Source organism: Bifidobacterium sp. 2450 (genome assembly GCF_041900695.1).
Taxonomy (GTDB): domain Bacteria; phylum Actinomycetota; class Actinomycetes; order Actinomycetales; family Bifidobacteriaceae; genus Bifidobacterium; species Bifidobacterium longum.
Genome location: NZ_JBHEEA010000006.1, coordinates 30,035 through 54,824, shown reverse-complemented (window position 1 = coordinate 54,824; position 24,790 = coordinate 30,035). Strand labels below are relative to the sequence as shown.

Annotated in this window: 30 protein-coding genes and 1 tRNA gene; 16 read left to right on the top strand and 15 right to left on the bottom strand. The window is 61.0% G+C overall.

Annotated elements, in window-relative coordinates; all coding sequences use genetic code 11:
* Window positions 1–69: 69 nt before the first annotated feature.
* Both hisI and hisF read right to left on the bottom strand, forming a co-directional pair.
* Window positions 70–465 carry a phosphoribosyl-AMP cyclohydrolase gene (hisI, locus tag ACEUKI_RS04540; protein ID WP_080784760.1) on the bottom strand — a complete coding sequence of 132 codons (396 nt, stop codon included), beginning with the start codon at window positions 463–465 and terminating at the stop codon, window positions 70–72.
* Window positions 466–598: 133 nt separating this feature from the next.
* Window positions 599–1,369, bottom strand: a complete 771-nt coding sequence (hisF, locus tag ACEUKI_RS04535; RefSeq protein ID WP_080784759.1) for an imidazole glycerol phosphate synthase subunit HisF — start codon at window positions 1,367–1,369, stop codon at window positions 599–601.
* Between the two features lie 174 nt (window positions 1,370–1,543).
* Between hisF and ACEUKI_RS04530 the strand changes: the two genes are divergently transcribed.
* Window positions 1,544–2,092 carry a type 1 glutamine amidotransferase domain-containing protein gene (locus ACEUKI_RS04530; RefSeq protein WP_080784758.1) on the top strand — a complete coding sequence of 183 codons (549 nt, stop codon included), beginning with the start codon at window positions 1,544–1,546 and terminating at the stop codon, window positions 2,090–2,092.
* On the opposite strand, the gene rlmN is transcribed toward ACEUKI_RS04530, so the two are convergent.
* The 10 genes from rlmN to ACEUKI_RS04480 form a co-directional block, all read right to left on the bottom strand.
* Window positions 2,093–3,262: a 23S rRNA (adenine(2503)-C(2))-methyltransferase RlmN gene (gene rlmN, locus ACEUKI_RS04525; protein WP_080784757.1), complete on the bottom strand. Its 1,170-nt coding sequence runs from the start codon at window positions 3,260–3,262 to the stop codon at window positions 2,093–2,095.
* A 210-nt stretch (window positions 3,263–3,472) separates the two neighbouring features.
* Entirely contained in the window at window positions 3,473–4,459 is a 987-nt protein-coding gene (locus ACEUKI_RS04520) for a phosphatidate cytidylyltransferase (protein WP_374156557.1), read from the bottom strand.
* 22 nt (window positions 4,460–4,481) lie between these two features.
* Window positions 4,482–5,033 carry a ribosome recycling factor gene (frr, locus tag ACEUKI_RS04515; protein WP_013140812.1) on the bottom strand — a complete coding sequence of 184 codons (552 nt, stop codon included), beginning with the start codon at window positions 5,031–5,033 and terminating at the stop codon, window positions 4,482–4,484.
* Between the two features lie 76 nt (window positions 5,034–5,109).
* Window positions 5,110–5,850 carry a UMP kinase gene (gene pyrH / locus ACEUKI_RS04510; protein WP_080784755.1) on the bottom strand — a complete coding sequence of 247 codons (741 nt, stop codon included), beginning with the start codon at window positions 5,848–5,850 and terminating at the stop codon, window positions 5,110–5,112.
* Window positions 5,851–6,023: 173 nt separating this feature from the next.
* A complete protein-coding gene (tsf, locus tag ACEUKI_RS04505) occupies window positions 6,024–6,875 on the bottom strand; it encodes a translation elongation factor Ts (RefSeq protein ID WP_007052754.1) in 852 nt (283 codons plus the stop codon).
* Between the two features lie 78 nt (window positions 6,876–6,953).
* Window positions 6,954–7,799 (bottom strand): 30S ribosomal protein S2, encoded by an 846-nt coding sequence (gene rpsB, locus ACEUKI_RS04500; protein WP_007056702.1) that lies wholly within the window; start codon window positions 7,797–7,799, stop codon window positions 6,954–6,956.
* A 355-nt stretch (window positions 7,800–8,154) separates the two neighbouring features.
* On the bottom strand, window positions 8,155–8,643 hold the full coding sequence (gene def / locus ACEUKI_RS04495) for a peptide deformylase (RefSeq protein ID WP_080784754.1): 489 nt from the start codon (window positions 8,641–8,643) through the stop codon (window positions 8,155–8,157).
* A gap of 6 nt (window positions 8,644–8,649) precedes the next feature.
* Window positions 8,650–10,746: a long-chain fatty acid--CoA ligase gene (locus tag ACEUKI_RS04490; RefSeq protein WP_080785020.1), complete on the bottom strand. Its 2,097-nt coding sequence runs from the start codon at window positions 10,744–10,746 to the stop codon at window positions 8,650–8,652.
* 90 nt (window positions 10,747–10,836) lie between these two features.
* Entirely contained in the window at window positions 10,837–11,328 is a 492-nt protein-coding gene (locus tag ACEUKI_RS04485; protein WP_012577406.1) for a hypothetical protein, read from the bottom strand.
* 161 nt (window positions 11,329–11,489) lie between these two features.
* Complete coding sequence (locus ACEUKI_RS04480; RefSeq protein WP_007052748.1) at window positions 11,490–12,614, bottom strand: GuaB3 family IMP dehydrogenase-related protein; 1,125 nt, start codon at window positions 12,612–12,614, stop codon at window positions 11,490–11,492.
* 127 nt (window positions 12,615–12,741) lie between these two features.
* On the opposite strand from ACEUKI_RS04480, the gene ACEUKI_RS04475 reads away from it, so the two are divergent.
* Window positions 12,742–13,962 (top strand): NADP-dependent isocitrate dehydrogenase, encoded by a 1,221-nt coding sequence (locus tag ACEUKI_RS04475; RefSeq protein WP_080784753.1) that lies wholly within the window; start codon window positions 12,742–12,744, stop codon window positions 13,960–13,962.
* Window positions 13,963–14,210: 248 nt separating this feature from the next.
* Window positions 14,211–15,842 (top strand): hypothetical protein, encoded by a 1,632-nt coding sequence (locus ACEUKI_RS04470; protein ID WP_374156556.1) that lies wholly within the window; start codon window positions 14,211–14,213, stop codon window positions 15,840–15,842.
* Window positions 15,843–15,919: 77 nt separating this feature from the next.
* Here ACEUKI_RS04470 and ACEUKI_RS04465 read toward each other — a convergent pair whose 3' ends face one another.
* Window positions 15,920–16,609: a M23 family metallopeptidase gene (locus ACEUKI_RS04465; protein ID WP_007054320.1), complete on the bottom strand. Its 690-nt coding sequence runs from the start codon at window positions 16,607–16,609 to the stop codon at window positions 15,920–15,922.
* Between the two features lie 344 nt (window positions 16,610–16,953).
* Entirely contained in the window at window positions 16,954–17,340 is a 387-nt protein-coding gene (locus tag ACEUKI_RS04460) for a hypothetical protein (protein ID WP_179133396.1), read from the bottom strand.
* 192 nt (window positions 17,341–17,532) lie between these two features.
* On the opposite strand from ACEUKI_RS04460, the gene ACEUKI_RS04455 reads away from it, so the two are divergent.
* A tRNA-Asn gene (locus ACEUKI_RS04455) sits at window positions 17,533–17,605 on the top strand.
* Here the strand turns inward: ACEUKI_RS04455 and ACEUKI_RS04450 are convergent.
* Window positions 17,567–17,896: a helix-turn-helix domain-containing protein gene (locus ACEUKI_RS04450; protein WP_260847461.1), complete on the bottom strand. Its 330-nt coding sequence runs from the start codon at window positions 17,894–17,896 to the stop codon at window positions 17,567–17,569. The two genes, ACEUKI_RS04455 and ACEUKI_RS04450, sit on opposite strands and share 39 nt — an antisense overlap.
* A 141-nt stretch (window positions 17,897–18,037) precedes the next feature.
* Here ACEUKI_RS04450 and ACEUKI_RS04445 point away from each other — a divergent pair, with 141 nt between their 5' ends.
* The 12 genes from ACEUKI_RS04445 (at window position 18,038) to ACEUKI_RS04390 (ending at window position 24,576) form a co-directional block, all read left to right on the top strand.
* Entirely contained in the window at window positions 18,038–18,283 is a 246-nt protein-coding gene (locus tag ACEUKI_RS04445; protein WP_101027751.1) for a helix-turn-helix domain-containing protein, read from the top strand.
* A gap of 129 nt (window positions 18,284–18,412) precedes the next feature.
* Window positions 18,413–18,763 (top strand): hypothetical protein, encoded by a 351-nt coding sequence (locus tag ACEUKI_RS04440; protein ID WP_115770778.1) that lies wholly within the window; start codon window positions 18,413–18,415, stop codon window positions 18,761–18,763.
* Complete coding sequence (locus ACEUKI_RS04435) at window positions 18,760–19,143, top strand: hypothetical protein (RefSeq protein WP_186289866.1); 384 nt, start codon at window positions 18,760–18,762, stop codon at window positions 19,141–19,143. The genes ACEUKI_RS04440 and ACEUKI_RS04435 overlap by 4 nt, the downstream gene beginning before the upstream one ends.
* Complete coding sequence (locus ACEUKI_RS04430; protein ID WP_181896301.1) at window positions 19,131–19,295, top strand: hypothetical protein; 165 nt, start codon at window positions 19,131–19,133, stop codon at window positions 19,293–19,295. The genes ACEUKI_RS04435 and ACEUKI_RS04430 overlap by 13 nt, the downstream gene beginning before the upstream one ends.
* Window positions 19,282–19,482 carry a hypothetical protein gene (locus ACEUKI_RS04425; RefSeq protein WP_115770777.1) on the top strand — a complete coding sequence of 67 codons (201 nt, stop codon included), beginning with the start codon at window positions 19,282–19,284 and terminating at the stop codon, window positions 19,480–19,482. The genes ACEUKI_RS04430 and ACEUKI_RS04425 overlap by 14 nt, the downstream gene beginning before the upstream one ends.
* Complete coding sequence (locus tag ACEUKI_RS04420) at window positions 19,479–20,849, top strand: helix-turn-helix domain-containing protein (protein WP_374156555.1); 1,371 nt, start codon at window positions 19,479–19,481, stop codon at window positions 20,847–20,849. Before ACEUKI_RS04425 ends, ACEUKI_RS04420 begins: the two co-directional genes overlap by 4 nt.
* On the top strand, window positions 20,840–21,316 hold the full coding sequence (locus tag ACEUKI_RS04415; RefSeq protein WP_007054326.1) for a WhiB family transcriptional regulator: 477 nt from the start codon (window positions 20,840–20,842) through the stop codon (window positions 21,314–21,316). Before ACEUKI_RS04420 ends, ACEUKI_RS04415 begins: the two co-directional genes overlap by 10 nt.
* 135 nt (window positions 21,317–21,451) lie before the next feature.
* On the top strand, window positions 21,452–22,045 hold the full coding sequence (locus tag ACEUKI_RS04410; RefSeq protein WP_007052734.1) for a ParA family protein: 594 nt from the start codon (window positions 21,452–21,454) through the stop codon (window positions 22,043–22,045).
* Between the two features lie 77 nt (window positions 22,046–22,122).
* Window positions 22,123–22,377 carry a hypothetical protein gene (locus ACEUKI_RS04405; protein ID WP_007054327.1) on the top strand — a complete coding sequence of 85 codons (255 nt, stop codon included), beginning with the start codon at window positions 22,123–22,125 and terminating at the stop codon, window positions 22,375–22,377.
* Window positions 22,377–22,607: a hypothetical protein gene (locus ACEUKI_RS04400; protein WP_007056112.1), complete on the top strand. Its 231-nt coding sequence runs from the start codon at window positions 22,377–22,379 to the stop codon at window positions 22,605–22,607. The genes ACEUKI_RS04405 and ACEUKI_RS04400 overlap by 1 nt, the downstream gene beginning before the upstream one ends.
* A 28-nt stretch (window positions 22,608–22,635) precedes the next feature.
* On the top strand, window positions 22,636–23,547 hold the full coding sequence (locus ACEUKI_RS04395) for a hypothetical protein (RefSeq protein ID WP_080784748.1): 912 nt from the start codon (window positions 22,636–22,638) through the stop codon (window positions 23,545–23,547).
* A gap of 24 nt (window positions 23,548–23,571) precedes the next feature.
* Window positions 23,572–24,576: an FIVAR domain-containing protein gene (locus ACEUKI_RS04390; RefSeq protein WP_374156554.1), complete on the top strand. Its 1,005-nt coding sequence runs from the start codon at window positions 23,572–23,574 to the stop codon at window positions 24,574–24,576.
* Window positions 24,577–24,790: the final 214 nt, after the last annotated feature.

Here is a 24,790-nt window from a genome sequence, read left to right as displayed (position 1 = left end):
TACTTACAACTCGATGTCTTGTTTCATAGTACGCGGTCGCTCAGCTTCCCTCAGTCAGGAAAGCCCGTTCTACTGCTCGGCCGGGCGACGGCCTTCGACCATGGGCAGGGGGCCGCCTTCGAGGAAGCAGCTGCGCTTGCCGGTGTGGCAGGCGGCACCGACCTGGTCGACCTCGACCAGCAGTGCGTCGCCGTCGCAATCCAGGGACACGCCCTTGACGTATTGCACATGGCCGGAGGTATCCCCCTTGCGCCAGTATTCCTGACGGGACCGGGACCAGAAGGTCACGCAGCCGGTGGTCAGCGTGCGGCGTAATGCCTCGTCGTTCATATAGCCGACCATCAGCACCTCGTGTGTGTCGTACTGCTGGATGACGGCAGCGACCAGGCCCTTGGCGTCACGCTTCAGGCGTGCGGCAATACGGGGATCGAGTTCAGTGGAATTGTCGTATGTAGTGTCTGTCATACCTATCTTCCTTGTGTGGACCACCCTCAGTCAGCTTCGCTGGCAGCTCCCGGATTATGTGCGACGTGTGCATAGCGCACTGCCACGAACAATTCATTGGATTGTTCATCCAACGGGAGCAAGGTGTATTCGTTTAGCGAACGGTGTAGCCGTGCTTCTTGAGTTCCGCCTTGACATCGGCGATGGTCAGGATGCCGTAATGGAATACGGATGCAGCCAGCACCGCGTCGGCACCTGCTTCGATGGCGGGCGGGAAGTCCTCGACTTTGCCGGCACCGCCGGAGGCGATGATCGGAATCTTGACTTCCTTGCGCACGGCGCGAACCATCTCGAGGTCAAAGCCTTCCTTGGTGCCGTCGGCGTCCATCGAGTTGAGCAGAATCTCGCCGGCGCCAAGCTGCTCGGCGCGCTTGACCCACCAGATGGCATCAATGCCGGTGGATTTGCGGCCGCCCATCGTGGTGACCTCGAAGCCGGATTGCGTGTGTTGCTCGCCCTTTTCGCGGCGGGCGTCCACGGAGAGCACCAGCACCTGGTTGCCGAAACGGTCGGCCACACGGCTGATAAGCGACGGGTCATTGATGGCCGCCGTGTTGACACCGACCTTGTCTGCACCGCAGCGCAGCAGCGAGTCGACGTCCTCGGGCGTGCGTACGCCGCCGCCCACGGTCATCGGAATGAACACCTGTTCGGCGGTGCGGGAGACCACGTCAATCATCGTGTTGCGGTGGGAGCTGGATGCGGTCACATCCAGGAAGGTGATCTCGTCGGCTCCCTGACGGTAGTATTCGGCCGCCAGCTCCACCGGGTCACCCGCGTCCTTGAGGTTCTCGAAATGCACACCCTTCACCACGCGACCGGCGTCAACGTCCAGGCACGGGATGACTCGTACCGCCAACGACATGCTTCACTCCCCTGTTCGGCTTTGCATTACAGTCCTTCAGACTACCTACCGCCTGTTACATGCGCCGCACCTGTTTCTGGAATATGAGAATCATCATATTGAGCACCGGCATGGCAACCGCTCGGCGTGAGAGAATGGCTCGTGGAAGTTGTCCGCCGAATCAAGGAGATTGGCATGGCTGTCGAAAACAGCAAGGTACTGATCATCGTCAACAACTGGGGTATCGAGGAGACCGAGCTGACGCGCCCGCTGCGCGATCTCAAGGCCGCCGGCGCCAAGGTGACGCTTGCCGCCACTACCTTGGACCCGTGTGAGACGGTGCAGCACGACCGCTACGAAGGTGAAACGCTGACCCCGGACGCGCGCCTGTCCGACGTGCAGGCTGCCGACTACGACCTGCTGGTGGTGCCCGGCGGCACCTGCAATGTGGATCGTATCCGCGTCAATGAGGATGCGATCACGCTGGCGCAGGAGTTCGCGCACGAAGGCAAGCCGATCGCCGCGATCTGCCATGGCGCGTGGCTGCTGGTCGACGCGGGTCTGGTGGCTGGCAAGACCGCCGCGCCCTGCCGCTATATCGCCGCTGATATCGAGAACGCGGGCGGCCATTACGTCGACGAGCAGCTGCACGTGGACGACGCCAACGGCTTCAAGCTCATCACGTCCCGCAAACCCGCTGATTTGGACTACTTCGTGGACGCAATCAAGGATGCGCTGAAGTAACTACCGCTCCTTAGCGGCCAACTGCCCGCAGGCACCGTCAATGCCCTGGCCGCGGGTGTCACGCAGTGTGGCGGTGATGCCCGCGCGGTGCAGGATCTCCAGGAACCGCTGTTCGTCTTCCGGCTTGGAGGCGGTCCACTTCGAGCCCTCGATGGGGTTGAGCGGAATCGGGTTGACGTGGGCCCAGTTGTCGCCGTAATGGTTAAGCCTCTTGGCCAGCAACTGCGCATGCTCGGCCTGGTCGTTGATGCCGCGCATCAGCGCGTATTCGATACTGACGCGGCGCTTGGAGGCCAGCCAATAATCGTGCGCGGCATCCAACACCTGCGTGGTGTTGAAACGCTTGTTCATCGGCACCAGCTCGTCACGCAGTTCGTCGCTGGGGGCATGCAGGGAAACGGCCAGACGCACGGGAATGCCTTCGGCAGTGAGCTTCCTGATGCCGGGGACCACGCCCACCGTGGATACGGTGATGTTGCGCGCGGAAATGCCGAAGCCTTCAGGAGGCATGGCGGAAATCTGTCGCACGGCGGACAGCACGGAGTTGTAGTTGCCCATCGGCTCGCCCATGCCCATGAACACGATGTTGCTCAGTCGGCCCTCTCCCCCGGCCACTTCGTCGTCACGCATCATTTTGGCGGCCACACGCACCTGTTCGATTATTTCACCGGTGGACATGTTACGGGTCAGGCCAAGCTTGCCGGTGGCGCAGAACGGGCAGCCCATGCCGCAGCCGACCTGCGAGGAAATGCACAGCGTGGTGCGGGTCGGGTATCGCATAAGCACCGATTCGATGAGGGAGCCGTCGAACAGCTTCCACAAGGTCTTGATAGTGGTGCCTTCGTCCGCCACTTGGCGGGTCACCTCGGTGATGAGCTGCGGGAAGAACGCGGCGGCGGCCTCGCTGCGCTTGGCTGCCGGAAAATCAGTGAATTTGGCGGCATTCACATCGAAATGGTCAAAGTAATGGTTGGCGAGCTGCTTGACTCGGAACTTCGGCAATCCGAGTTCGGCCGCTTTCTCGATGCGCTGCTCGGGCGTCATATCCACAAAGTGCAGCGGCGGCTTACCACGGCGGGCATGGTCCTTGGATAGCACGTCACGGAAGGCACCTGATGTGCCGCCGGGAGTAATGCCGGTTTCCGGAGTGTCAGGATGCTGTGTGGTCATGATGGGTTCGCTTCGCTCTCAATATCAGAAAATAGTCAAACATGCAATAGAAATATCAGAATCCACCATACGGCGTGCCGCATACGAATCAGATGGCCCATGTCTTAGCCCATGGCGAACGCATATTGAACGATGATTCCCCCATATATGACATGTGGCACCGTGCGATATACACACGATGCCACATTGTTCATGCACGAGGCATGCGAATCACAGTCCGGTGACCCACAGCAAGGCGCAGGTGAACGGTGCACTCATCAAAATGGAATCCACACGATCCATCACACCGCCGTGTCCCTTGAGCAGATGGCCCATGTCTTTGATGCCGATATCGCGCTTGAGCATGGAAGCACACAAATCACCGAACGTGCCCACGGCGCCGATGAGAATACCCGCCACGATCGGCACCCACCAACGAGTGGCCCAGTTCGAGGCATCATACGTGCACACGAATACGGCGAACGCGCCAGCCATGGCGAAGAGCATCGAGCCGATAAGGCCCTCAACGGACTTCTTCGGCGAGATGCGCGGGCTGAGCTTGTGTTTGCCGAGCCAGGCACCGGCAAATAAACCGCCCGTATCGGATAGGGCGGGCAGGAACACCAGCATGATGGCGTGAGCAATCGGATGTCCATCAAAAGTCAGTGAGATGATGATGCAGCTGGCCAACAACGGAATGTACAACACGGTAAGCACGGACACAGCCGCATGGCTGAGCCGGGAATGATGTTGTTCCCCGCCCTCATGATTGAACGAGGATTCGAGGCGCGCGCTGGCATCCGTGTTGGACAGTTTGCCGGCAACCGCCAGAGATAGGCGGTTGCCGACGCTGATTTTTGCGCTGGCCGCGATGGCGACCAGAATAATCGACACGATGATACTCAGCGACATCGTGATGAGATGGTATGGGGAATAGTAGGTGGCGATGAGGGTGAAGGACGAGCACAGCCACAGCATAAACACCGGGATGTGCAGGCCTACGGTGGCGAAGTCCACCCTGAGCTCCCACAGCGCCAGAATCATGAACACGACTACCAGCAGCACGAAGAGGTCGACGCTGAGCAGCAGGCACGCGACAATAAGGATGACCAGTGCCGCGCCTGTGGCGATGGCCTGCGGCATGTTACGGCCGGTCTTCTTGTTGATCTGGTCGAGCGTCTCCTCGGCCTCTTCATGGAGTTGTTCGTTGCGTTCCATAATCCTCCGGACCTGGTCTGAATCAGACCTCCATGATCTCCTTCTGCTTGGTCTCCAGCAGAGTATCGATCTCGTCGGTAACGGACTTGGTGACCTTGTCAAGATCCTTCAGCAGGCGATCGCCTTCGTCCTCACCCATCTCGCCGTCCTTGACGGCCTTGTCGATGGTTTCCTTGGTCTTACGGCGAATGTTGCGCACGGCGACCTTGCCGTCCTCGGCCTTGCCCTTGGCGAGCTTGACGTATTCCTTACGACGGTCCTCGGTGAGTTCCGGCATGGTCAGGCGGATGACGTTGCCATCACGGTTCGGGCTGATGCCGAGGTCGGAGTTGCGCAGGGCCTTTTCGACGGCACCGGCCTGGGAAGCGTCAAACGGGGTGACGGACAGGGTGCGCGGTTCGGGAACGCCGATGGAGGCGACGGCCTTAATCGGGGTGGGGGCACCATAGTAGTCCACGGTGATGCCGTTGAGCAGGGCCGGGTTTGCGCGACCGGTGCGGATGCCGGAGAAGTTTTCCTTGGTGTTTTCCACGGTCCTGGCCATCTGTTCCTTGGCCTGGTCGATAAGAGACATATTCACTCCTTGTGTGTTGGTGTTCGTCTGTGTTGTTCGTCTATGAACGCTTGATTCGATTGTAGGCGTTTGCGGCTTACTCGGCCACGCGCGATTCGGCGGTGGAGACCAGCGTACCGATTTCATCGCCGACGAGGGCGCGGGTCACGTTGCCCGGCTCTTCGAGGCCGAAGACGCGGATACGCTTCTTGTTGTCGCGGGCCATGGACAGTGCAGAGGCGTCCATGACGGCCAGATTGTCCACGAGAGCGCGATTGTAGCTCAGGATTTCAAAACGCTTGGCGTTCTCGTCCCTGCGCGGGTCGGCGGTGTAGACGCCGTCGACGCCGTTCTTACCCATAAGCACTTCGTCGCAGTGGATTTCGAGAGAACGCTGGATGGAAACCGTGTCGGTGGAGAAGTACGGCATGCCGGCACCGGCGCCGAAAATCACCACGCGACCCTTTTCAAGGTGACGGATGGCCTTGAGCGGAATATACGGCTCGGCGACCTGTCCCATGGTGATGGCGGTCTGCACGCGGGTGGCCTGCCCCTCCTGCTCCAGGAAGTCCTGTAGAGCGAGGCAGTTCATCACCGTGCCGAGCATACCCATGTAGTCGCCACGGGAACGATCAATACCGGCCTGCTGCAGTTCGGCACCGCGGAAGAAGTTGCCGCCGCCGACCACGATGGCCACCTGCACACCCTGTTGTACGGCCGGAACGATTTCCTCGGCAATGCGACGAATCACATGGGTATCTATGCCGACCTTGCCACCACCGAATGCTTCGCCGGACAGCTTGAGCAGAACTCTGCGCGGCTTGTCGCTATCAGTCATATTGTGCCTTTCTCAAAACCGAAAGTGCGAAATTATCCGTAGACAAGCGTATCGGTTTACGACGACACCCCCTAGCAACGACACCCTTGGAATAGCGGAACGCCATCCGATTATTGAATAACCGGATGGCGTTTCGTTGAAATTACGCTAAGCGCGCGGAGTAAGCCTTAGGCTCACTCCTCTTCGCCCTTGCCGACCTCGACACGAGCGAATGCGGTGGCGTTGCCACCGACTTCCTTGAACAGGTCGCCGACGGTCTTGGACGGGTCCTTGACGAACGGCTGCTCGAGCAGCACGACTTCCTTGAAGAAAGCGTTGAGACGGCCTTCGACGATCTTCGGAACGATCTTCTCCGGCTTGCCCTCGGCCAGGGACTTCTCGGTGGCCACGCGACGCTCGGACTCGACCACATCGGCCGGAACGTCCTCGCGGGTCAGCCACTTGGCGCCCATGGCGGAGATCTGCAGAGCAGCTTCGTGAGCCACGGCGGCGCCGGCCTTGTCGGTGGCGATCATGGCGACGATGCTCGGCGGCATCTCGGCGGACTTCTTGTGAGCGTAGACTTCGACGTGCTCGCCGGAGATCTTGGCGAACTGGCCGACCTTGACGTGCTCACCGAACAGGGCGGCGGCCTCCTCGACAGCCAGCTTGACGGTGGTGTCGCCAGCCTTGGCCTCGAGCAGCTCGTCAGCGGAGTTGGCGTCGGCGTCCACGGCGTAGCCGAGAACTTCCTCGGTGAACTCGACGAACTTCGGGGTCTTGGCCACGAAGTCGGTCTCGGAGTTCAACTCGACGGCGTAGCCGGTCTCGCCATTGGCGGTCTCGACGACCTTGGAGGCGATGGTGCCTTCCTGAGCCTTACGGCCTTCACGCTTGCCGGCTGCGGCGATACCCTTGGCGCGGATGATTTCCTTGGCGCGGGCGACGTCGCCTTCGGCTTCGGTCAGAGCCTTCTTGACGTCGAGCATGCCAGCGCCGGTGTCTTCACGAACCTGCTTGATCAGTGCGGCGGTAATTGCTGCCATTGATTATTCTCCTTGAGAAATTTTGCTTACCCATGAACGATGGGAAGCGCTTATTCAGGCACTTCCCATCGTAGAGCATCACTCGGCCTTGGGGGCCTCGGCGGTTTCGCCCTCGGCGGCAGCCGGAGCGGCGGCTTCAGCGGAAGCCTCGGCAGGAGCCTCGTTGGTCAGGAGTTCCTTCTCCCAAGCGGCCATCGGCTGCTCGGCGGCTTCGCCCTCGGCCTTGTTGGCGCCGGAGCGCTCCAGCAGACCTTCGGCGACGGCGTCAGCCATCAGGCTGGTCAGCAGTTCGATGCCGCGGATGGCGTCATCGTTGGCCGGAATCGGGTACTCAACGGTGTCCGGGTCGGCGTTGGTGTCGACGATGGCGACAACCGGGATACCCAGCTTGTGAGCTTCCTCAACAGCCAGGGCTTCCTTGGTGATGTCCACGACGAACATCGCGGACGGGGTGCGGTTCATGTTGCGGATACCGCCCAGCTGCTTGTTGAGCTTGTCCTTCTCGCGCTCGAGCAGGAGGAGCTCCTTCTTGGTCAGGCCGGAGCCGTGCACGTCGGTGAAGTCCATTTCCTCAAGTTCCTTGAGGCGGTTGACGCGCTTGGAGACGGTCTGGAAGTTGGTCAGCATGCCGCCGAGCCAACGCTCGGAGACGTAGGGCATGTTCACGCGGGTGGCCTGGTTGGCGATAGCTTCCTGAGCCTGCTTCTTGGTGCCGACGAAGAGCACGGTGCCGTTGTGGGCCACGGTGGTCTTGATGAAGTCGTACGCCTTGTCGATCATGTCGAGCGACTTGAACAGGTTGATGATGTGGATGCCGTTGCGCTGGGTGAGGATGAACTGCTTCATCTTCGGGTTCCAACGACGGGTCTGGTGGCCGAAGTGCAGGCCGGCCTTCAGCATGTCGCTCATAGTGATCTGAGCCATGGTATTACTACCTTTCATTGTCGGTTCTTGCCTGGCCATGCGCACCTGCGTGCAGCTACTCCCCCGGTTTCACGAGTTGTACAGCCGACCGACACAGGCCGTCGCGAGCATGACGCGAATTTGTTGTGTGCCGGTTGACAATATTGGGTGGTTCCGGACGCCAGCGACTGCGTCCGTTGCCGGGTGGCACACAAATTTTGAGAATAGCACGGAGCCGGTACTAAGAAAAACAGGCTCCCCTCCTTGAGGGGAGCTGTCGCCGTAGGCGACTGAGGGGAGTTACGGGCGGTACCGGCAGAACCACCCTCAGTCTCACTACGTTCGACGGCTCCCGCCAGCGGGAGCCGGGTATGGACTACTTCGCCTGACGATTGCGCATGTAGCGCAGGGCTTCGCGGCGTTCTTCCTTTTCCAGGCGATCCAAATACACGTGGCCGTCGAGATGGTCGCATTCGTGCTGAAGCATACGGCCCATCAGCCCGGAGCCCTCGAGCACGACCTCGTTGCCGTCCAGGTCGATGCCACGCACGCGAGCGTAGTCGGCCCGACGGGTCTTGTACCACAAGCCGGGCACGGACAGACAACCTTCATCGCCATACTGCTCGCCGGACTTCTCCTCGAATACGGGGTTCAGAACGTAGCCGACCTTGCCGTCGATGTTGTAGGAGAAGGCCCTCAGGCTCACGCCGATCTGGTTGGCGGACAGGCCCGCTCGGCCCGGATCGTCCACGGTTTCCAGCAGGTCGTCAACCAGGCGGCGTACGGCTGGGGTGATTTCCTTGATCTCATCGCAGGGGGTGCGCAGGACTGGGTCGGGCACGACCCTGATCTCACGGATGGCCACTTCTCGTTACTCCTCGTTCTTCTCGTCAGCCGGCCGGTCCGGCTTGCTGCCGGTGTCAGCGGCATTGTCGGCATTGTCGGCGGAATCACCGGTCTCGCCCTCTTCGGGTTCGGCCTTCGACTTCTTGATCTTCTCCGACACGCTAGCAATCGAATCAGACACGCTGGTTTTCATCTGTTCCGAGGCCTGTTTGACCTGTTCGGACGCCTGCTTGACCGATTCGGAGGATTTCCTGACGGTCTCCAGCGTGCTGTCGATGATCTTGGCAGTGGCGGGCAGCGGCTTGTTGGATGGCTTGGGCGCGTACAGATCCTCTTCGATGACGGTGGCGTAGCGCTGCAATACCTTGGGACGCACCACTTTCATGCTCGGGGTGAGCGTGCCGTGCTCCTGACTGAATTCCTCATCCAGCACCGCGAATTTGCGCACGGACTCAGCGCGGGAGACATTGGCGTTGGCCTGGTCGATGTACTGCTGGATAAAGGCGCGCACCGCGTCGTTGTCGCTGGCCTCGGCGAGTGTCATGTCGGCATTGAGGCCCTGACCTTCCAGCCAGGAATGCAGCATTTCGGGGTCGAGCTCGATAAGTGCGGACACGAACGGCTTGCCGTCGCCGACTACTACTGCATGAGCCACGATCGGGCAGGTGTCGATGACATCCTCCATCGGGGCGGGGCTGATGTTCTTGCCGCCGGCGGTGATGATGATGTCCTTCTTGCGTCCGGTAATGAAGGTGAAGCCGCGGTCGTCGATACGACCCAGATCGCCGGTTTTGATCCAGCCGTCGGCAGTCATCGTCTGTGCGGTGAGTTCGGGCTGCTTGTAGTAGCCAAGGAACACGTTCGGGCCGGTCAGCTCAATTTCATCGTCTTCGCCAAGACGCACGCCCATGCCAGGCCCAGGCTTGCCGACCGAACCGACCTCGTTGTCGTCCTCCCAATTGACGAGCATCGGAGCGGCGGTTTCGGTCATGCCATAACCCTGGATGAAGGTGATGTCATCCATGCCGTTGAAGAAGTGGGCCAAATCCACGTTGAGCGGCGCACCACCGCAGGCCAGCCATTTGAGATTCGGTCCGAGAGCGGAACGAATGGATTTGCCCACCGTGGCCATGTAGAACGAATGGCGCATGCGCTCGATGAACGAATGGCCGCGGCCGGCCTGCTCATCCTTGCTCCACTTGACGAAGTGCTTGACCGACTGGGCGAAGATATGCCCCTGGATGCCGGCACCAGCCTTCTGCGAGGCCGCGTTATACACCTTCTCGAACACACGTGGCACGCCCAGCAGGTAGGTGGGCTTGAAGCTGCGGATATCGGCGAGCAGTCGCTTGGCGTCGGGAATGTATCCGACCACGCCGCAGCCACCGATGCACACGTACTGGATGTAGCGGGCGAAGCAGTGCGCCAGCGGCAGGAACAGCAGCAGACGGTTGTCGTCGTACAGCATGCCACGCAGAATCTCGTAGCCGTTAAGCACGATGTGCGTGTAATTGCGGTTGGAGAGCATCGCGCCCTTGGGCTTGCCGGTGGAACCGGAGGTGTAGACCACGGTGAGCAGATCATCGGCTTTGATACGAGCGATAGCCGCATCCAACGTCTCATCGGATACGCCATGCCCGAAGTCAGCGACAGCGTCAAGGCCATCGGCCTTGAAATTGAACACGTATTTCATGCCCGGATGATTGACACGGATCTGCTCAAGCGTCTGTGCGTGCTGGAAGTCGCCGGCAAAGGCGATGGCGGGATCGACTTCCTCGACGATGCCCGCGGTCTGACGGGCAGAATCGGTCTCATAGACGGGCACAACCACAGCGCCGATTGCCGCGCAAGCGAAATCAGCCACACCCCACTCATAGCAGGTAGGCGAGTAAATCAGCACCATGGTGCCGGCTTTGACGCCAAGTCCCAACAGGCCCTTGGCCACCTCGCGTACGCGGGACAGCATTTCAGTAGCTGTGGCGCTGCGCCATTGGTGGGTGTTGTCATCCTGCCATTCCGCGATGATGTCATCCGGCGTGCGAGCTGCTCGTTTGGCCAGCAGCGAGTAGACGGTGTCGTCATCGGTGGTGACATATCTGGGTTCTTCTACATGTTCACGCATGGTCACTACTATAGGCGAACCAGCCTATGACACGGCAGAACCGTCTCCCGCTACCAGCGTAGGAATCGGTGTGCGGGCGGGGCCGTCTGGTCAGCCCAGATCGGCATAGATGCACATCCATCGAGAACCGATGTACTTCAGTTTGAGGTTGACTCGCAGATTTTCCTGGCCGATGGTCATGAATACCGCCATTTCCAGCGTGTCCTTGCCGGTAATCATGCCGTCGATCAATGTGGGGACAGTGGGCAGATAGCAGAATTTCGCTTTGAGCTCCGGATGGGTGACCATGTGGGTGCCGAGCAGGTATTGCATGGTTTGCAGCCGGTCCAGGCATGGTTTTGTCATGGCTCTGTTGAGATGTGCGACGCTGAGTTTGCCACGTATCGCGTCCGCCGATGTGCAGGCGATGCGGCATGCAGCCATGGCCATGGAATGACATTCCTTCGCATTCAGCCCGCCTATGAATGTGGGTTGGATGTGATACCGCACCGGGCGATCCGACAGCTCCACAACGATGAATCCGTCATAACTCGGCAACGGCCCGTACTGATATGTGCCGTGGAAAAATCCCGAATACTCCATGATGACCCCCTTCAAGCCCCCTTGCAACTCACCATCATCGGCGAGCGTCTGTACTACAACATCACGAAAGGCGCGCCAAGTCAAACTACTTGAGCGCGCCTTCGGGCAAGTTAAGCCTCCTGCATGGAGGGCAAACCCCCATTTCCAGGGGGTAATCGGGATTATCGTGCGGAATACGGGTTGACCACCATGCCGCAACGCTGGAAGTTCTTCACGTCGACGTAGCCGGTGGAGGCCATCGCGCGCTTGAGGGCGCCGATGAAGTTGGTCTTGCCGTCCGCCTGGTGGCTCGGTCCGAACAGCACCTGTTCGAGCGGGCCGACCGTGCCGACCGTGGTGCGGTAGCCGCGCGGCAGCGTCTGGTGGCGGGCTTCGGAACCCCAGTGGGTGCCCTTGCCGGGGGCCTCGGTGGCGCGGGCCAGCGGCGCGCCGAGCATGACCGCGTCGGCGCCGAGGGCCAGGGCCTTGACGAAGCTGCCGGAGTCGCCCATGCCTCCGTCGGCGATGACCTGCACGTAGCGGCCGCCGGATTCGTCCATGTAGTCGCGGCGGGCCTCGGCCACGTCGGCGATGGCGGTGGCCATCGGGGCCTGCACGCCGATGGTCTGGCGGGTGGCGGAGACCGCGCCGCCGCCGAAGCCGACGAGCACGCCGGCCGCGCCGGTGCGCATCAGGTGCAGAGCGGCGGTGTAGTTGGATGCGCCGCCGACGATGACGGGCACGTCAAGGTCGTAGATGAACTTCTTGAGGTTCAGCGGTTCCTGGCCGGAGGAGACGTGCTCGGCGGAGACCACAGTGCCGCGGATCACGAACAGGTCCACGCCCGCGTCCACCACGGTGGAGTAGAACTGCTGGGTGCGCTGCGGGGAGAGCGCGCCGGCCACGGTGACACCGGCGGCGCGAATCTCGTGCAGACGTTGCGTGATGAGCTCCGGCTTGACCGGCTCGGCATAGATCTGCTGGATACGCTCGGTGGCCTGATCGGCCGGCAGTCCGGCGATTTCGTCCAACAGCGGGGTCGGATCCTCGTAACGGGTCCACAGACCTTCCAGATCGAGCACGCCGAGCGCACCCATCTTGCCCATGGCGATGGCGGTGGCCGGGCTGGTCACCGAATCCATGGGGGCGCCGATCACCGGCACATCGAACTCATAGGCGTCGATCTGCCAAGAGGTGGAGACGTCCTCGGGGTCGCGGGTGCGACGGGAGGGGACGATTGCCACATCGTCGAGTGCGTAGCCGAGACGGCCTTTTTTGCCCAAACCGATTTCAATTTCCTGAGACATGGTTTCCAGCCTATTGCCCGGGTGGGACGCCAACAAGGCCGTTTCCCACGGACCGGACGATTGCTTCAAGTCGTTACAAACATGCGCTATGACTAAATCATCTTCACACCATCTATCAGGAGGAAGCATGGCCAAAATCAAGGTCGAAGGCACTGTCGTCGAACTCGACGGCGACGAGATGACCCGCGTGATCTGGAAGGACATCAAGGATCGTCTGATCCTGCCGTACCTCGACGTGAACCTCGACTACTACGATCTGGGCATCGAGCACCGCGACGAGACCGATGACCAGGTGACCATCGACGCCGCCCACGCCATCCAGAAGCACCATGTCGGTGTCAAGTGCGCCACCATCACCCCCGATGAGGCCCGAGTCAAGGAATTCGGTCTCAAGAAGATGTGGAAGTCCCCCAACGGCACCATCCGCAACATCCTGGGCGGCACGATCTTCCGCGAGCCGATTGTGATGAGCAACGTGCCTCGTCTGGTGCCCGGCTGGACCAAGCCGATCGTCGTGGCCCGTCACGCATTCGGCGACCAGTACAAGGCCACCGATTTCAAGGTTCCGGGAGCTGGCCAGCTGACCGTCACCTTCACTCCGGACGATGGCTCCGAGCCGATTCAGCACGTGGTCTACAACTACGGCGAAGACGGCGGCGTGGCCCAGGTGCAGTACAACGTCAACGATTCGATCCGCGGTTTCGCTCGCGCCTGCTTCAACTACGGCCTGATGCGTCATTACCCGGTGTACTTGTCCACCAAGAACACGATTTTGAAGGCCTACGACGGCCAGTTCAAGGACATCTTTGCCGAGGTGTTCGAGACCGAATACAAGGACAAGTACGCCGAGGCAGGCCTGACTTACGAGCACCGCCTGATCGACGACATGGTGGCCAGCTCCCTGAAGTGGCACGGCGGTTACATCTGGGCCTGCAAGAACTACGATGGCGATGTGCAGTCCGACTCCGTGGCCCAGGGCTTCGGTTCGCTGGGCCTCATGACCTCCGTGCTCATGACCCCGGACGGCCAGACCGTCGAGGCCGAAGCGGCGCACGGCACCGTGACCCGTCACTACCGCCGTTGGCAGAAGGGCGAGAAGACCTCCACCAACCCGATCGCCTCCATCTTCGCGTGGACCGGCGGCCTTAAGCACCGCGCCGATCTGGACGGCACGCCCGAAGTCCGTCACTTCGCCAAGACGCTGGAGAAGGTCATCGTCGACACCGTTGAAGGCGGTCAGATGACCAAGGATCTGGCCATGCTCATCGGCCCGGACGAACCGTGGCTCGACACCGACGGCTTCATGGACGCGCTGGACGAGAACCTGGCCAAGGCTCTGGCCGAGTAAATCATCGAACACATCGTGCGGACCTACATGGGTCATGTCATGTCGCAAACTGTCATGATTGTCGTGCTTCATCTGGAATGTTCCTCAGCACGATAATCATGACAGTTGTTCGATACACGCACGTAATACCCCTAATTGTTCCCGGATATGTGGCGATTTGTCCACTGGTCCGGGACTTTTTCGTATACGGCCTACTAGAATCGTGATTCAGTTTGTTTTCACGCCCGCTTGAGGAGGTTTCGCCGCTTATGGTGTTCGCACGCCGCTCAACCACCCTGCTCGCCGCCATTATCGCATCCTGCGCGATGGTGCTGTCACTGGCCGCGTGCACCTCAGACAATAAGACCGTTGTAGATGGTCGAACCACGGTGACGTCCAATTCTGCCGGCGGCGTGGCCGTGTTCGCACCTTCGGACGGCATTACGCTGAACCAGCAGACGCCACTGAACAAGTGGGCGAAGCTGGTGCCTGACCTGACCAAGGCTCTGGTCGACGCCGGTTTCAAGAAAGGCGATATCGATCATACGACGTCCGACTCGTTGGACAAGCAAAGCCGCGCCATCCAAGACTTTGTGGTCGATCATCTTTCGAATAACACCACGGACGATTCCGGCATTGCCATCGCGCCCGACAACATGACATTGCTCGTGGCTCCAGTAGTCGAGGCCGACGCTTCCACTCGCCAATACGGCGATTACGTCAGCCAGAACCTGAGCACCAACGATGCCACGGATGAGGGAGCTACTTCTGACGGTGAATCTTCCGAAGACGACTCGTCCAAAGACGATTCGTCCAACACTGAGAGCGACAGCACTGCATCGGACGAGCAGGCGCAGGCCGTGGACCGGCTGGTCTCATCGCTCAAGCTGGCCAAGGAATCCGGCATGCATGTGGTATTGCTCGGCAACAGTATCGAGGGATATAAGCCGGACGCCTTCGTCAAGTTCTCGGACGCCCAGACCATCGGCAAGCTACAGGCGGAAAAGATGGTGTCCAAACTCAAGTTGGATAAGGCCAGTAAAGACAACCCCAAATACATTGAGGTGCTGCTGCCATACACCGCCGTGGACGAAAAAGGCAACGCCGACGATTCCACGTTCGCCCAAGAGGCGTTCCGTGGTATCTGGCAGGTACTGGGCTCCTACTATCAGAAGGGCGTTGTGGAAAGCCCTTCAGGCACCTTGGACGGCAAATCCACGGAAAACGATTGGCAAGCCGTGGCCTACGATGCCGCTAAGGAAGGCTCCACTGCGAAAGTGCTTGACAAGCGTCTGGCAAAAACCGACGGACAGTCCACACTCACCCGTATTGACGGCATCATCACGATGAACGACTACATCGCCTCCGAGGTCGTCAAGGAATTGGACGATCTGGGATACACCGGCTCTGCCGCCGATATCAATCCGCAGATCACCATCTCGGGCATTGTCGGCAATATCACCGGCAAGAAGGATCTCAGCCGCGACGCCGTGCCGGACCCGATCAAATCCCCTGAAAACGACAACGCAAACGACTCATCCAGTTCCGATGACGATGCGGACAAGGACACCTCCGCTTCCGACAAGGACCGTGACTCGCAGTGGCCTCTAGTAACCGGATACGGCGCGTATGTCTCGAACATCCCATCCATCGTCAATGGCAAGCAATGGATGACCGGCATGGAAGACAGACAGACCATCGCCACGGATATCGCTCAGGCCTGCGCCAAGCTCAACAAGGACGAAGCGCTGAGTTCCATGCCTTCAATCAGGAACTCCGAGGTAGGCGGCGTGAAGAAGATCCCGACCATCAGCGAACCGTTGCTGGCTGTCAGCGCCAGCAATCTCAAGTCCGCGCTGATCGACCCCGGATATATTTCCTTGGCCGATGCCGGCCTGTGATTCATACTCGTCACGCCGCTAGCCGCCTGCGATGTCTCTTCCGTACGGCCCTGTTCCGGCCGACAATCACCGTTAAATCATGACGGTTTCAGTACGATTTTTCGGCTCCCCGCATATTGCTGTGGGTCAAGATAGTCGGCCGTTCCTCGCTTGAGGCCCCAATGCAGGCAACGGTCTTCGCAATGGTCCGAGCTGCCTTCAACGATGCCTACGGGCTGTCTGCGGGAGATCGTATCCCCCACTGAGAGCTCGGTAACGGCCGGTTCGAATGTCGACGTGACACCTCCACGATGCCGTACACTCACCACATCTTTGCCAGCTACTTTGCCAGCAAAACTCACGGTCCCTGCCTGTGGTGACAGAATTACGGTACCTTGCTCCGCAACAAGATCCACTCCGCGATGACCTGGTGCCCACGGGTTGATCGGCCGCTCGAACTGTTGTTCGACCTGTGGATCGTCGACCGGCCAGTCGAACCGGGATTCGCACTGATTGCCATTGCGCCACGCCAAATCAGACATATCGGTGAAATCCTCCACCGTGTATGCCGCATCTCCGGTCACCGCAGTATCCGCATGCGCAACATGCTGAGGCGTGGATGCCAGCCCTACTCCCAAGGCAAGCAGCAGGCCGATAACGGCGGCCAACGCGATTATGGCATCCATACGCCGTTGCCGTTCCTGAGCCCGCTGACGCGCCTGCTGACGCCGCCTGCTGGCACGTCGGGCTTCGTCGCGACGCCAATCAAACAACAGTGGTGCATTCATGAGATTCCTCCCCATAGTGTGAGTGTGATGTGATTCCGGCTTCTTTGCCGGTGATACCCACCTTGAGGGGTCCGAAACAGGATGTCCAGCCAGAACGACCTATGTGGTTCTAGCTTCCGAAGTTATCCACAATGAAATTTCGCGCGACAGTATCGCCGCATCGTCATGTTGTTCGACCTTCAGCCGTGGCCGATCCATGTCACAACCGCTGCCATGCAGTGACAGCGGAACATCAGAACTCTTGTGATTGTTCCCACTGGGTTCGCATGCTCAGACGGTTGTTCCGTTTCACCGATTCCAGTATTTGCCAAGCAGACACCAGCTCCTCTCGGGGACTGAGCATTTCATCGCATGAGCTTGCCGAGATTTTCATCGAATGGATTGGTGAAAAAGTTTACGTCCTTCCATCGGGCGTTAGAGGATTCGGGTTTCACCCAATACTGGTCGGATAAGCTCAATCCCAACGACTTGTCAAGCAATTCGACCGTGGACCGCATGCCCATGGAGTCCAATACTCTGCGGATGCCGTCTCGGGTGGATGGGATGGCGCGATGGGCCCACCACATGTCGATTCGACGTGCATATACAGCGTCTTTGCTGTGAGTCACCAGTTCCAGAGGCAGGCGATTACGGTCCAAGATCTCGCCAACGCCTACGGCGTGACCGGATTGCCGGTTGTAGTCGAACGACATCACTGGATGTGATCTGCACATGAGTATTCGACGTTCCATAGCCAGCTCCTCTACCGTTAGTCGCTAGTGTATATCCGTGTTCGGTTTTTGGCTGTATGAGATAGTATTCGATGAGTCCGATTCTGCGGAATTCAGCGCGACATGCCCTACACGCATGTAATTTGCTTTTTCGTGGCAGGCATGTAAGATACGTGACTTGTGCGCGAGAGAAATCTCAAACACAGCAGACATTCCTGCGTAGCTCAGTTGGCAGAGCATCCGACTGTTAATCGGACGGTCGCTGGTTCAAGCCCAGCCGCAGGAGCTCACCTGAAGCCATTGGCGTGTCGCCGGTGGCTTTTCTGTTGCCCATCCCCTGAAGCTGCTTCATCAGCGAATCATCCATTAGTGCTTCAGTGGTCGTCCCGAGAAAATCGGCAGACTTCACTAGGTCTGCTACCGACCATGCGATACGTCCTTTCATTTTATTGGTCATGGTGGGCCTTTGGATGCCGAGGAATGACGCCAGAGCGCTTTGCGATTTATCTTGCGCGGTAAGCAGCATTTTTACGTTCCATGCGATGACGAGTTCCGCATACTGCACCTCGTCATCCATGTTTTTCTGAATCTTGATTGGTTCTACAGCAGTCATTTTTCTGACTTTCACATTGGTTAATTTGGTTAATTTCTTCATTTAATAATAGCGACCTTATCATTCGATTTGCGTTTCGTCAAAAGAAACACTATAGTGTTAGCCATGACGAAACAAACGACTGTGAAAGGAACTGCTGCGATGAAGGAGTGGCTGAAGAATCAGGGTATTTCCTATCGTGAGCTGGCTTCCTCTATGGGACAGTCTGCGTCATCCGTTTGTAAGAAGGTCAATGGCGAAACGCAGTGGCAGCAATATGACCTGTTGTTTCTGCACGATCGCTATGGGCTTTCTTCTGATTTCGTGCTGGGTATCACTGTTACTCCCTATTCAGAGGAGGTGACGGTCTGATAAAGGAATGCCCGGTCTCGATTTGGTACATCGGAACCGGGCGTATGCAACACATCCAATGTTGAACGATCCGATGTTTGGCGACAGTGAATCGTTCGCATTGCCTTTTAGATTATGGAGGCTGCACAAATGTCAAGTGTAACCGAAGTCCTTGTGGCTTCTGATTCTGATGGTACCGCCTGCGCGGGTGTTTCACGGTGCATGGCGTCTACATGTTTCCCGGGTTTTCCCGAATCGTTGTATTGGCGTCGTCTGGGACGGCGTTACGAGCTGTTGGGCCTGGCCTCGTGGGTCGTGGCGGCGGTGGCGGTCGTCGTGTTCGTGGCCGTGCTGATCGCCGCGAGGGATCTCCTCGTGCCGGCCGTGTTTCTGGTTCCTTTGGCCTGCGTGATGGTCCTTGTGGGCCGTTGGTGCGACCGTAACTCGCGTGATGCCTGGGATTTCGCTTTCTGGTCCCTTCACGCGGAGGTGAGGCAATGACCATGACCGTTGGCGCGCGTTCCCTCGATAACGAGGAGCGCTCGAATTTCCGGGACTACATGTCCCTGTTGTCCCTGTCCGTGGATGAGTCGATGACCGTGAGGGAGGTCATGGCGGTCGCCTATCTGATCGGCCGGCATGACGCTCTTCGTGACGTGCGGAACGCTTCGTCGCCGTCTCGGACGTTGAACCGTCGTCTGATCCATGGCGGTCCGTCGGATTGCGTGTTCAATCGCGGCTACGAGGCCGGTGCGGGCATGGTGTCCGACGAGATCGACGCGTTGATGCGCGACGTGGAGTCCCTCAGCGGCGATGACGCGGTGTTCTCGATGCTCAGGCATCCTTCGGTGAGCGGGGGTGATGAGTGGTGGAATTGGTGATCCTGCTGTTCGTGGTGCTCGCGGTGGCCTGCTTCGGCCTGCTGCTGATGTTCGCCCTGTGCCGCGCGGCCACGCGCCGCGACATGCTTGAGGCCCGTTGGCGTGAGGAGTCGGCCGGTTCCGTGGGTGAGGAGGGCCATGAGAGCGCATGAAACGCTTGAGCGTGCCGGGCGTCATGGCGGCTTCCCGGCCCGTGGGCCTGCGTCGGGCCTGTTGGCGGCCTGCCCGTCGGACGGCAGCCACGACTTCTACCTGTCGATGATGCTCGACGTTCCCGTGCCGCGCGTGCCCGTGCTGCGCGCACGTCTGCAAGACTCCCGCCGAGGGGGTGCCGCATGAGCGTGAACGCGGTCGATTGGGCGCTCAGGTTCGCGCCCGTGGACGCCAGGCACGACGGTGCCGCTCGCGTGCTGATGTGTCTGGCGAACGTGGCCGACGACGAGGGGCGCAACGCGCATCCGACGCACAGGAAGCTGGCCGCGTGGTGCAAGTGCAGCGTGAGCACGGTCAAACGCCATCTGTCATGGCTGGAAGCGAACGGGCTGATCCGTCGCGGCGACCAACGCCAGGCCGGGCATTTCAGCGAGTGGCACCGGCCCGTCGTGTGGGATCTGTGCCTGGGGAACCGTCTGGAGCTCGACCCCGACTTCTTCGACTCGAACGACATTGACGCGACCCGAGGAGGACGGCCTTCCACGGAAAACAGGGCGAGGGGAAACCCCGGCTCACATGTGGACCGTGGTTATGGCGACGGGGACACGGGAAAACCCCGGCTCACGGGTGAACCACGGTTCACAGCTGTGACCCCACCCCCAGCTCACCTGGTGAGCTACAGTACGTCCCTAGTACGTAATAACCCCTCTGCCCCTACGGGGCATCTCCCCGCAAGCGGAGAGACCTCCCCGGACGATGACGGAATCCGCGAGGACGGTTCATGGGCCGACGCCGCCGGAGCCGAACCCCCAAGCAGCGAATCCGCCGGGGCCGGTTCCGACGCGGAGGCGGTGTGCCGCACGATGGCGGACGGGCTGCGCGCCATGCCGCCGATGCCGGTGCCCGAACCGTTGGCCCGGCCCGGCAAACGCGAACTCGACGCCGCCCGACGGCTGATCGCCCGCCACGGCATGCCACTGGTGCTGGCCGTGGCCGAATGGGCGTCGCTGCCGCCTTCCAAGACCGACAAGGGCGACGCTTCCGGCAAACCGTATGACGGTTTCTGGCGTCGCACGCTCACCGGCCCCCGCTCCCTCGCACGGCACTGGGACCAGGTATGCCTCCAGATGGCCGACGACCCCCACGGGCGTCGCCTGCTCGCCGGACACGGCATCCTCGCCGACAAGGGCGAAACGGCGCAGCCACCGAGCGCGGAATCCACGCCGAAGGTGCCGAACTACGGCATCCCCGACGACCTGGACCGCCGGACGAGGCGACTGCTCGTCCCCTACGACTTCGATGCGGGCAACGACGGGTTCGAGGCCCAACGCACCCTGCGCCGGCTGCTGAAGAACATCCCCGCGAACGACGCAGAAGGCGAATGCAATGCCGTGCTGGAGGCATTGCGGGCGGGCCGCGCCTTCCTGGACGCGGAATCCAGGGAGGAGGACGACGGCCTCGGGCGGCGGAAGCCGGCCGAGACCGGGCCGGCGTCCGTCCGTTTCGGCTTCATCGGCGGCCGTGGGCCGAAGGAGGCGCCGGCATGTTCCTGAAGGGAGAATGCGCGGATTTCCCCGACTCGTGGTCGGACCGCATGTGGGGGCCCGACGACCTGCCCAACCAGCGAACCCAATACGAGCTGCGCCGCGCGGCGGTGCGGATCTGCGAGGCCTGCCCGGTCAGGGCCGAATGCCTCGCGTTCGGCATCATGGTCCGGGACCAGTACGGCATCTACGGCGGACTGCCGTTGAGGGCCCGACGCCAGGTGCTGAAGACCGCGCAGGAGGCCGGATTCCGGTTCGACCCCGACGACCCGACCGCCGAACGGCGGCTCGCCCGGTACATCCGCGCGAACCCCGAGATCGTGGCGGCGGCACGCGAACGCGAATGCAAGCGCCGCAAGACCGAGCAGCGCAACGCACGCCAGCAACGATGGCGCGCCACCACACGCTCGACCGGCAAGGCGAAGGCCCCGGCCGCCGCCACACACACCCCGCCCTTGCAGGACACCCTCTTCTGAAGACAATCCGATACAGATAACCGGTCCGGCCCCATAAGGACGAACCATTCCGGAAACCCGCATACGCGGCAAACCGTGGAACCGCGCACCCGTGGACACGGGAAGCCGGAAACCCGAATGAAAGGAACAATCCCAATGACCACGAACACGAAAACGGTGGCCTTCGTCAACCTCAAGGGCGGGGTCGGCAAGACCACCAGCGCCATCGGCACCGCCGAAGCACTCGCCCGACTGGGCCATACCGTGACGGTGCGCGACGCCGACCCGTCCGGCGCGGCGACCCTGTGGGCGCACAAGGCCCTATCGGCCGGCCGTCCACTGCCCTTCGGGGTGGAGGTCGTCAACCGGTTCACCGTCGCCGCGCCCGCCGAGGAGGAATGGGTGCTGATCGACACGCCTCCCTTGCAGACCGATCTGGTGGAGGCGGCGGTGGACGCGGCCGACCTCGTGCTGCTCGTCACCACCACCGGCCCCATCGACCTGGAACGCATGCTGGAGACCATCCGGCAGATCAACAAGCCCTCCTCGGTGCTGCTGACCCAGACCCGCTACGGCACGCGCAGCCTCAGGCACGCCGAGGAGTTCCTGGCCGAGAACGGACTGGCCCATTGCAGGGAGACCATCCCGTACAAGGAGGCCATGCGTCTCGCGCCGGACGAGGGCCGGTTCCCGTCCGCCTCGGGCTACGGGCTTATCGCCAAGGAACTCAGCGACGCATTCAACGCCTGACACCCGCGGAACCGGCAACCCGGAAACCCGTGTCCACGCAAACCCGTGGACACGGGGACACGGAAAGGAACAACATCATGGAGATCAACAAGCCGATGACCACGAGGAACATGCTGGCATCGACCCTCACCGACTACAAGAAACCGGTCAAGCTGCCCAAGATCACGGTGGAGCTCGACCCCATGCTCAAGAAACGGTTCAAGGCCGAGGCCGTGCGGCGCGGCACCACCATCCGCGACATGCTCACGGCATGGATCGAACGCGACTGCCCTCCCCTCGACGCGGCGGACGCAAGGGCCGAGGCGAAGCAAGACGGAAGAAGGAGTGGATGATGACGGATGACATCGAGGAGCGGGCCGCACTGGCCCGTCGCGGGATCATGGACCATTCGGATTGCGAGGAGTGCACGGAGGACTGGACGTTCCTGATGCGTCAGGGACGGCGGGAGTTCCCGTTGGGATTGCGCACGGTGCTCGCGTGCCTCGCGTTCGCCGAACGCGAGGGCGCGGTGCCCGAGCTGCCGGCGGATTGGTGGGTTAGAATCAACAGGAGGTATCGATGACGACGATGCGCGGCGAGGGGAGCCGACTATGGATGTGTTCAAGGCATGGCCGGGAAGGGCGGAAAGCATCATGATCAGCCAGGAGTCATACATGAGGTGCACCGGCGGCGTGGCCCCGTGGCGTCGTGACGGCGACAAGGGGCCGTCCTACTACGCGGTGTGCCCGCTGTGCGACAATCCCATCCAGATCGTCGGCCTGTTCCGCCGGCAGGAGGAAAGCCGTGCGCGCCGGCCCTACGGGCGACACCACCGGGGCGATGTGCCGGGCCTGTGCCGCTACGACGAGGACGCCTACCTGCACTGCCCGTATGCGGATCCGAACCATCGGACGGACACCCGAACGAGACGTCATCCGAAGGACCAGACCGGGCGGGCCCTGTATGGTCTCATGCGCGGCGAGTTCGACCGGGTGACGCTGGCGTGGGAACGGTTCTCCGGCATCCATCTGGGGCCGGGGGCCGCCCGTGACATGCTTCGCAAATGGCGGGACGACCAAGGATGGCGCTACTACGACGCGACCTACGGCAATCTGCCGCAGATGCTGTTCTTCGCGGCCGGCGGACAGAACCTGGTCAAACGCTACATCGTGCCGGACAGCCCGTTGCACGAACGGCTGAAAGGCGTGCCGCAGGTGAGATTCACGCCGACGCGCTCCCGGTACGTGCAGGTGGACAAGGCCGGGCCGGGGTTCCTTACTCTGGATTTCCTGCTGTACGCCCGGCGCATCGAATGGGACGGACAGCACATGAACGAGACGTTCAGGCTACGCGGCCTGCTGGGCCGCGATGACGGGCAACAGGCCTTCGATGACCTGACCCTCGACGTCGATCAGGACTGGCTCCCCCACACAGCGGACGCCCAACCCGGCCGCGACGAGCGGCTACTCGACATCGCGCGGGAAACGCTGCAATCCAACGCGGGTATCCCGGCAGATCAATAAAGCGTTATCAATGCAAGGAGAACAATGATGAACGAGAACGACAAGACGGAAATCCTCGAACCCGTCGAAACACCCGCCGAGAACATCACAGAGCCAAGCAAGGATGGAAGGAAGCGTCCGAAGTGGCTGCCGCCCCTGATCGCGGCCGTCTGCGCGGTGATTCTGGTCGCGGCCGGCATCATCGGCTGGAACGCTTACAGCGGCGCGAAGCTCGCCGAGGCCAAGGAGGCGTGCGCCACCGCCGCCGACACCGTGCGCAACAATGCCAACGAATACAACGCGCTGCTCAACGGCGATGCCGCCGATGCCGCCGCCGTCAAGGCCGAACAGGTCAAGGACTCGAAGACCATCGAATCCTTGGGCAAGGAGCTCAAGGCCATGGCACCCGAATACGAGGGCTGCGTGGCCGAAAACGCGCAAGGACTGGATGCCGCCACCGTGAAGCTCAATGAACAGGCCGACTGGTACGAGACCCACGAGAAGAGCCTGTCGAAGGCGGTGAGGGCCGTCGCCGAATCCAAGGCCGCGAAGAGGCTGGATGACGCGAAAACGAATCTGACGGCGAAGCTGGACGAGGCGTCGAAGCTGCTCGCGGATTCGGACGGCAAGGTCGCGGACAACGCCACCCGCGACGCATTGTCGAACGCCATCGACGCGGCGAACGGGCTGAAGGACGGGAACGATCCGGCGAAGATCGACGGAGCGCGCACAACGCTGGAGGATGCCATCAACGGCGTGAACGCGAGCGTCCAGGCAAAGACGGACGCGGATGCGCAAGCCGCCGCAGCGGCCGCAGCGGCAGCCCAGGCTCAGGCGCAGGCCCAATCCACCTACAGCGGCGTCTCCTCCTACTCCGGAGGCGCGTACGGGCGCACGGAAGGCTCCACTTCCGGCTCCAACACATACCGTGGCACCACATCGGGCGGCTCCGGCCCGGCCGCCGCCTCCGCCCCAAAGCCGAACCTCAACGGCGCTTACGGCTGCGGCAACAGCTGCACCGGCAAGGATGATGGCTATTACCATCACTGATCGATGAATGACTGATTATGGCTCGTATCGGGAAACCGGTACGGGCCTTTTTCATGGATTTCGCAAAGGAAAGCCATGTCTCTGTGAACCTGTGTCCCCCGCATTCCCGTGTACCCGTATTGCCGGGAAATACTTCCGGATTTTTTGTAGACGCCATGCTCCGTGGTTCGGCGTGTCGTCTGTGAGGCTTGTTGGTGGCTGCCGGGCCAACCGG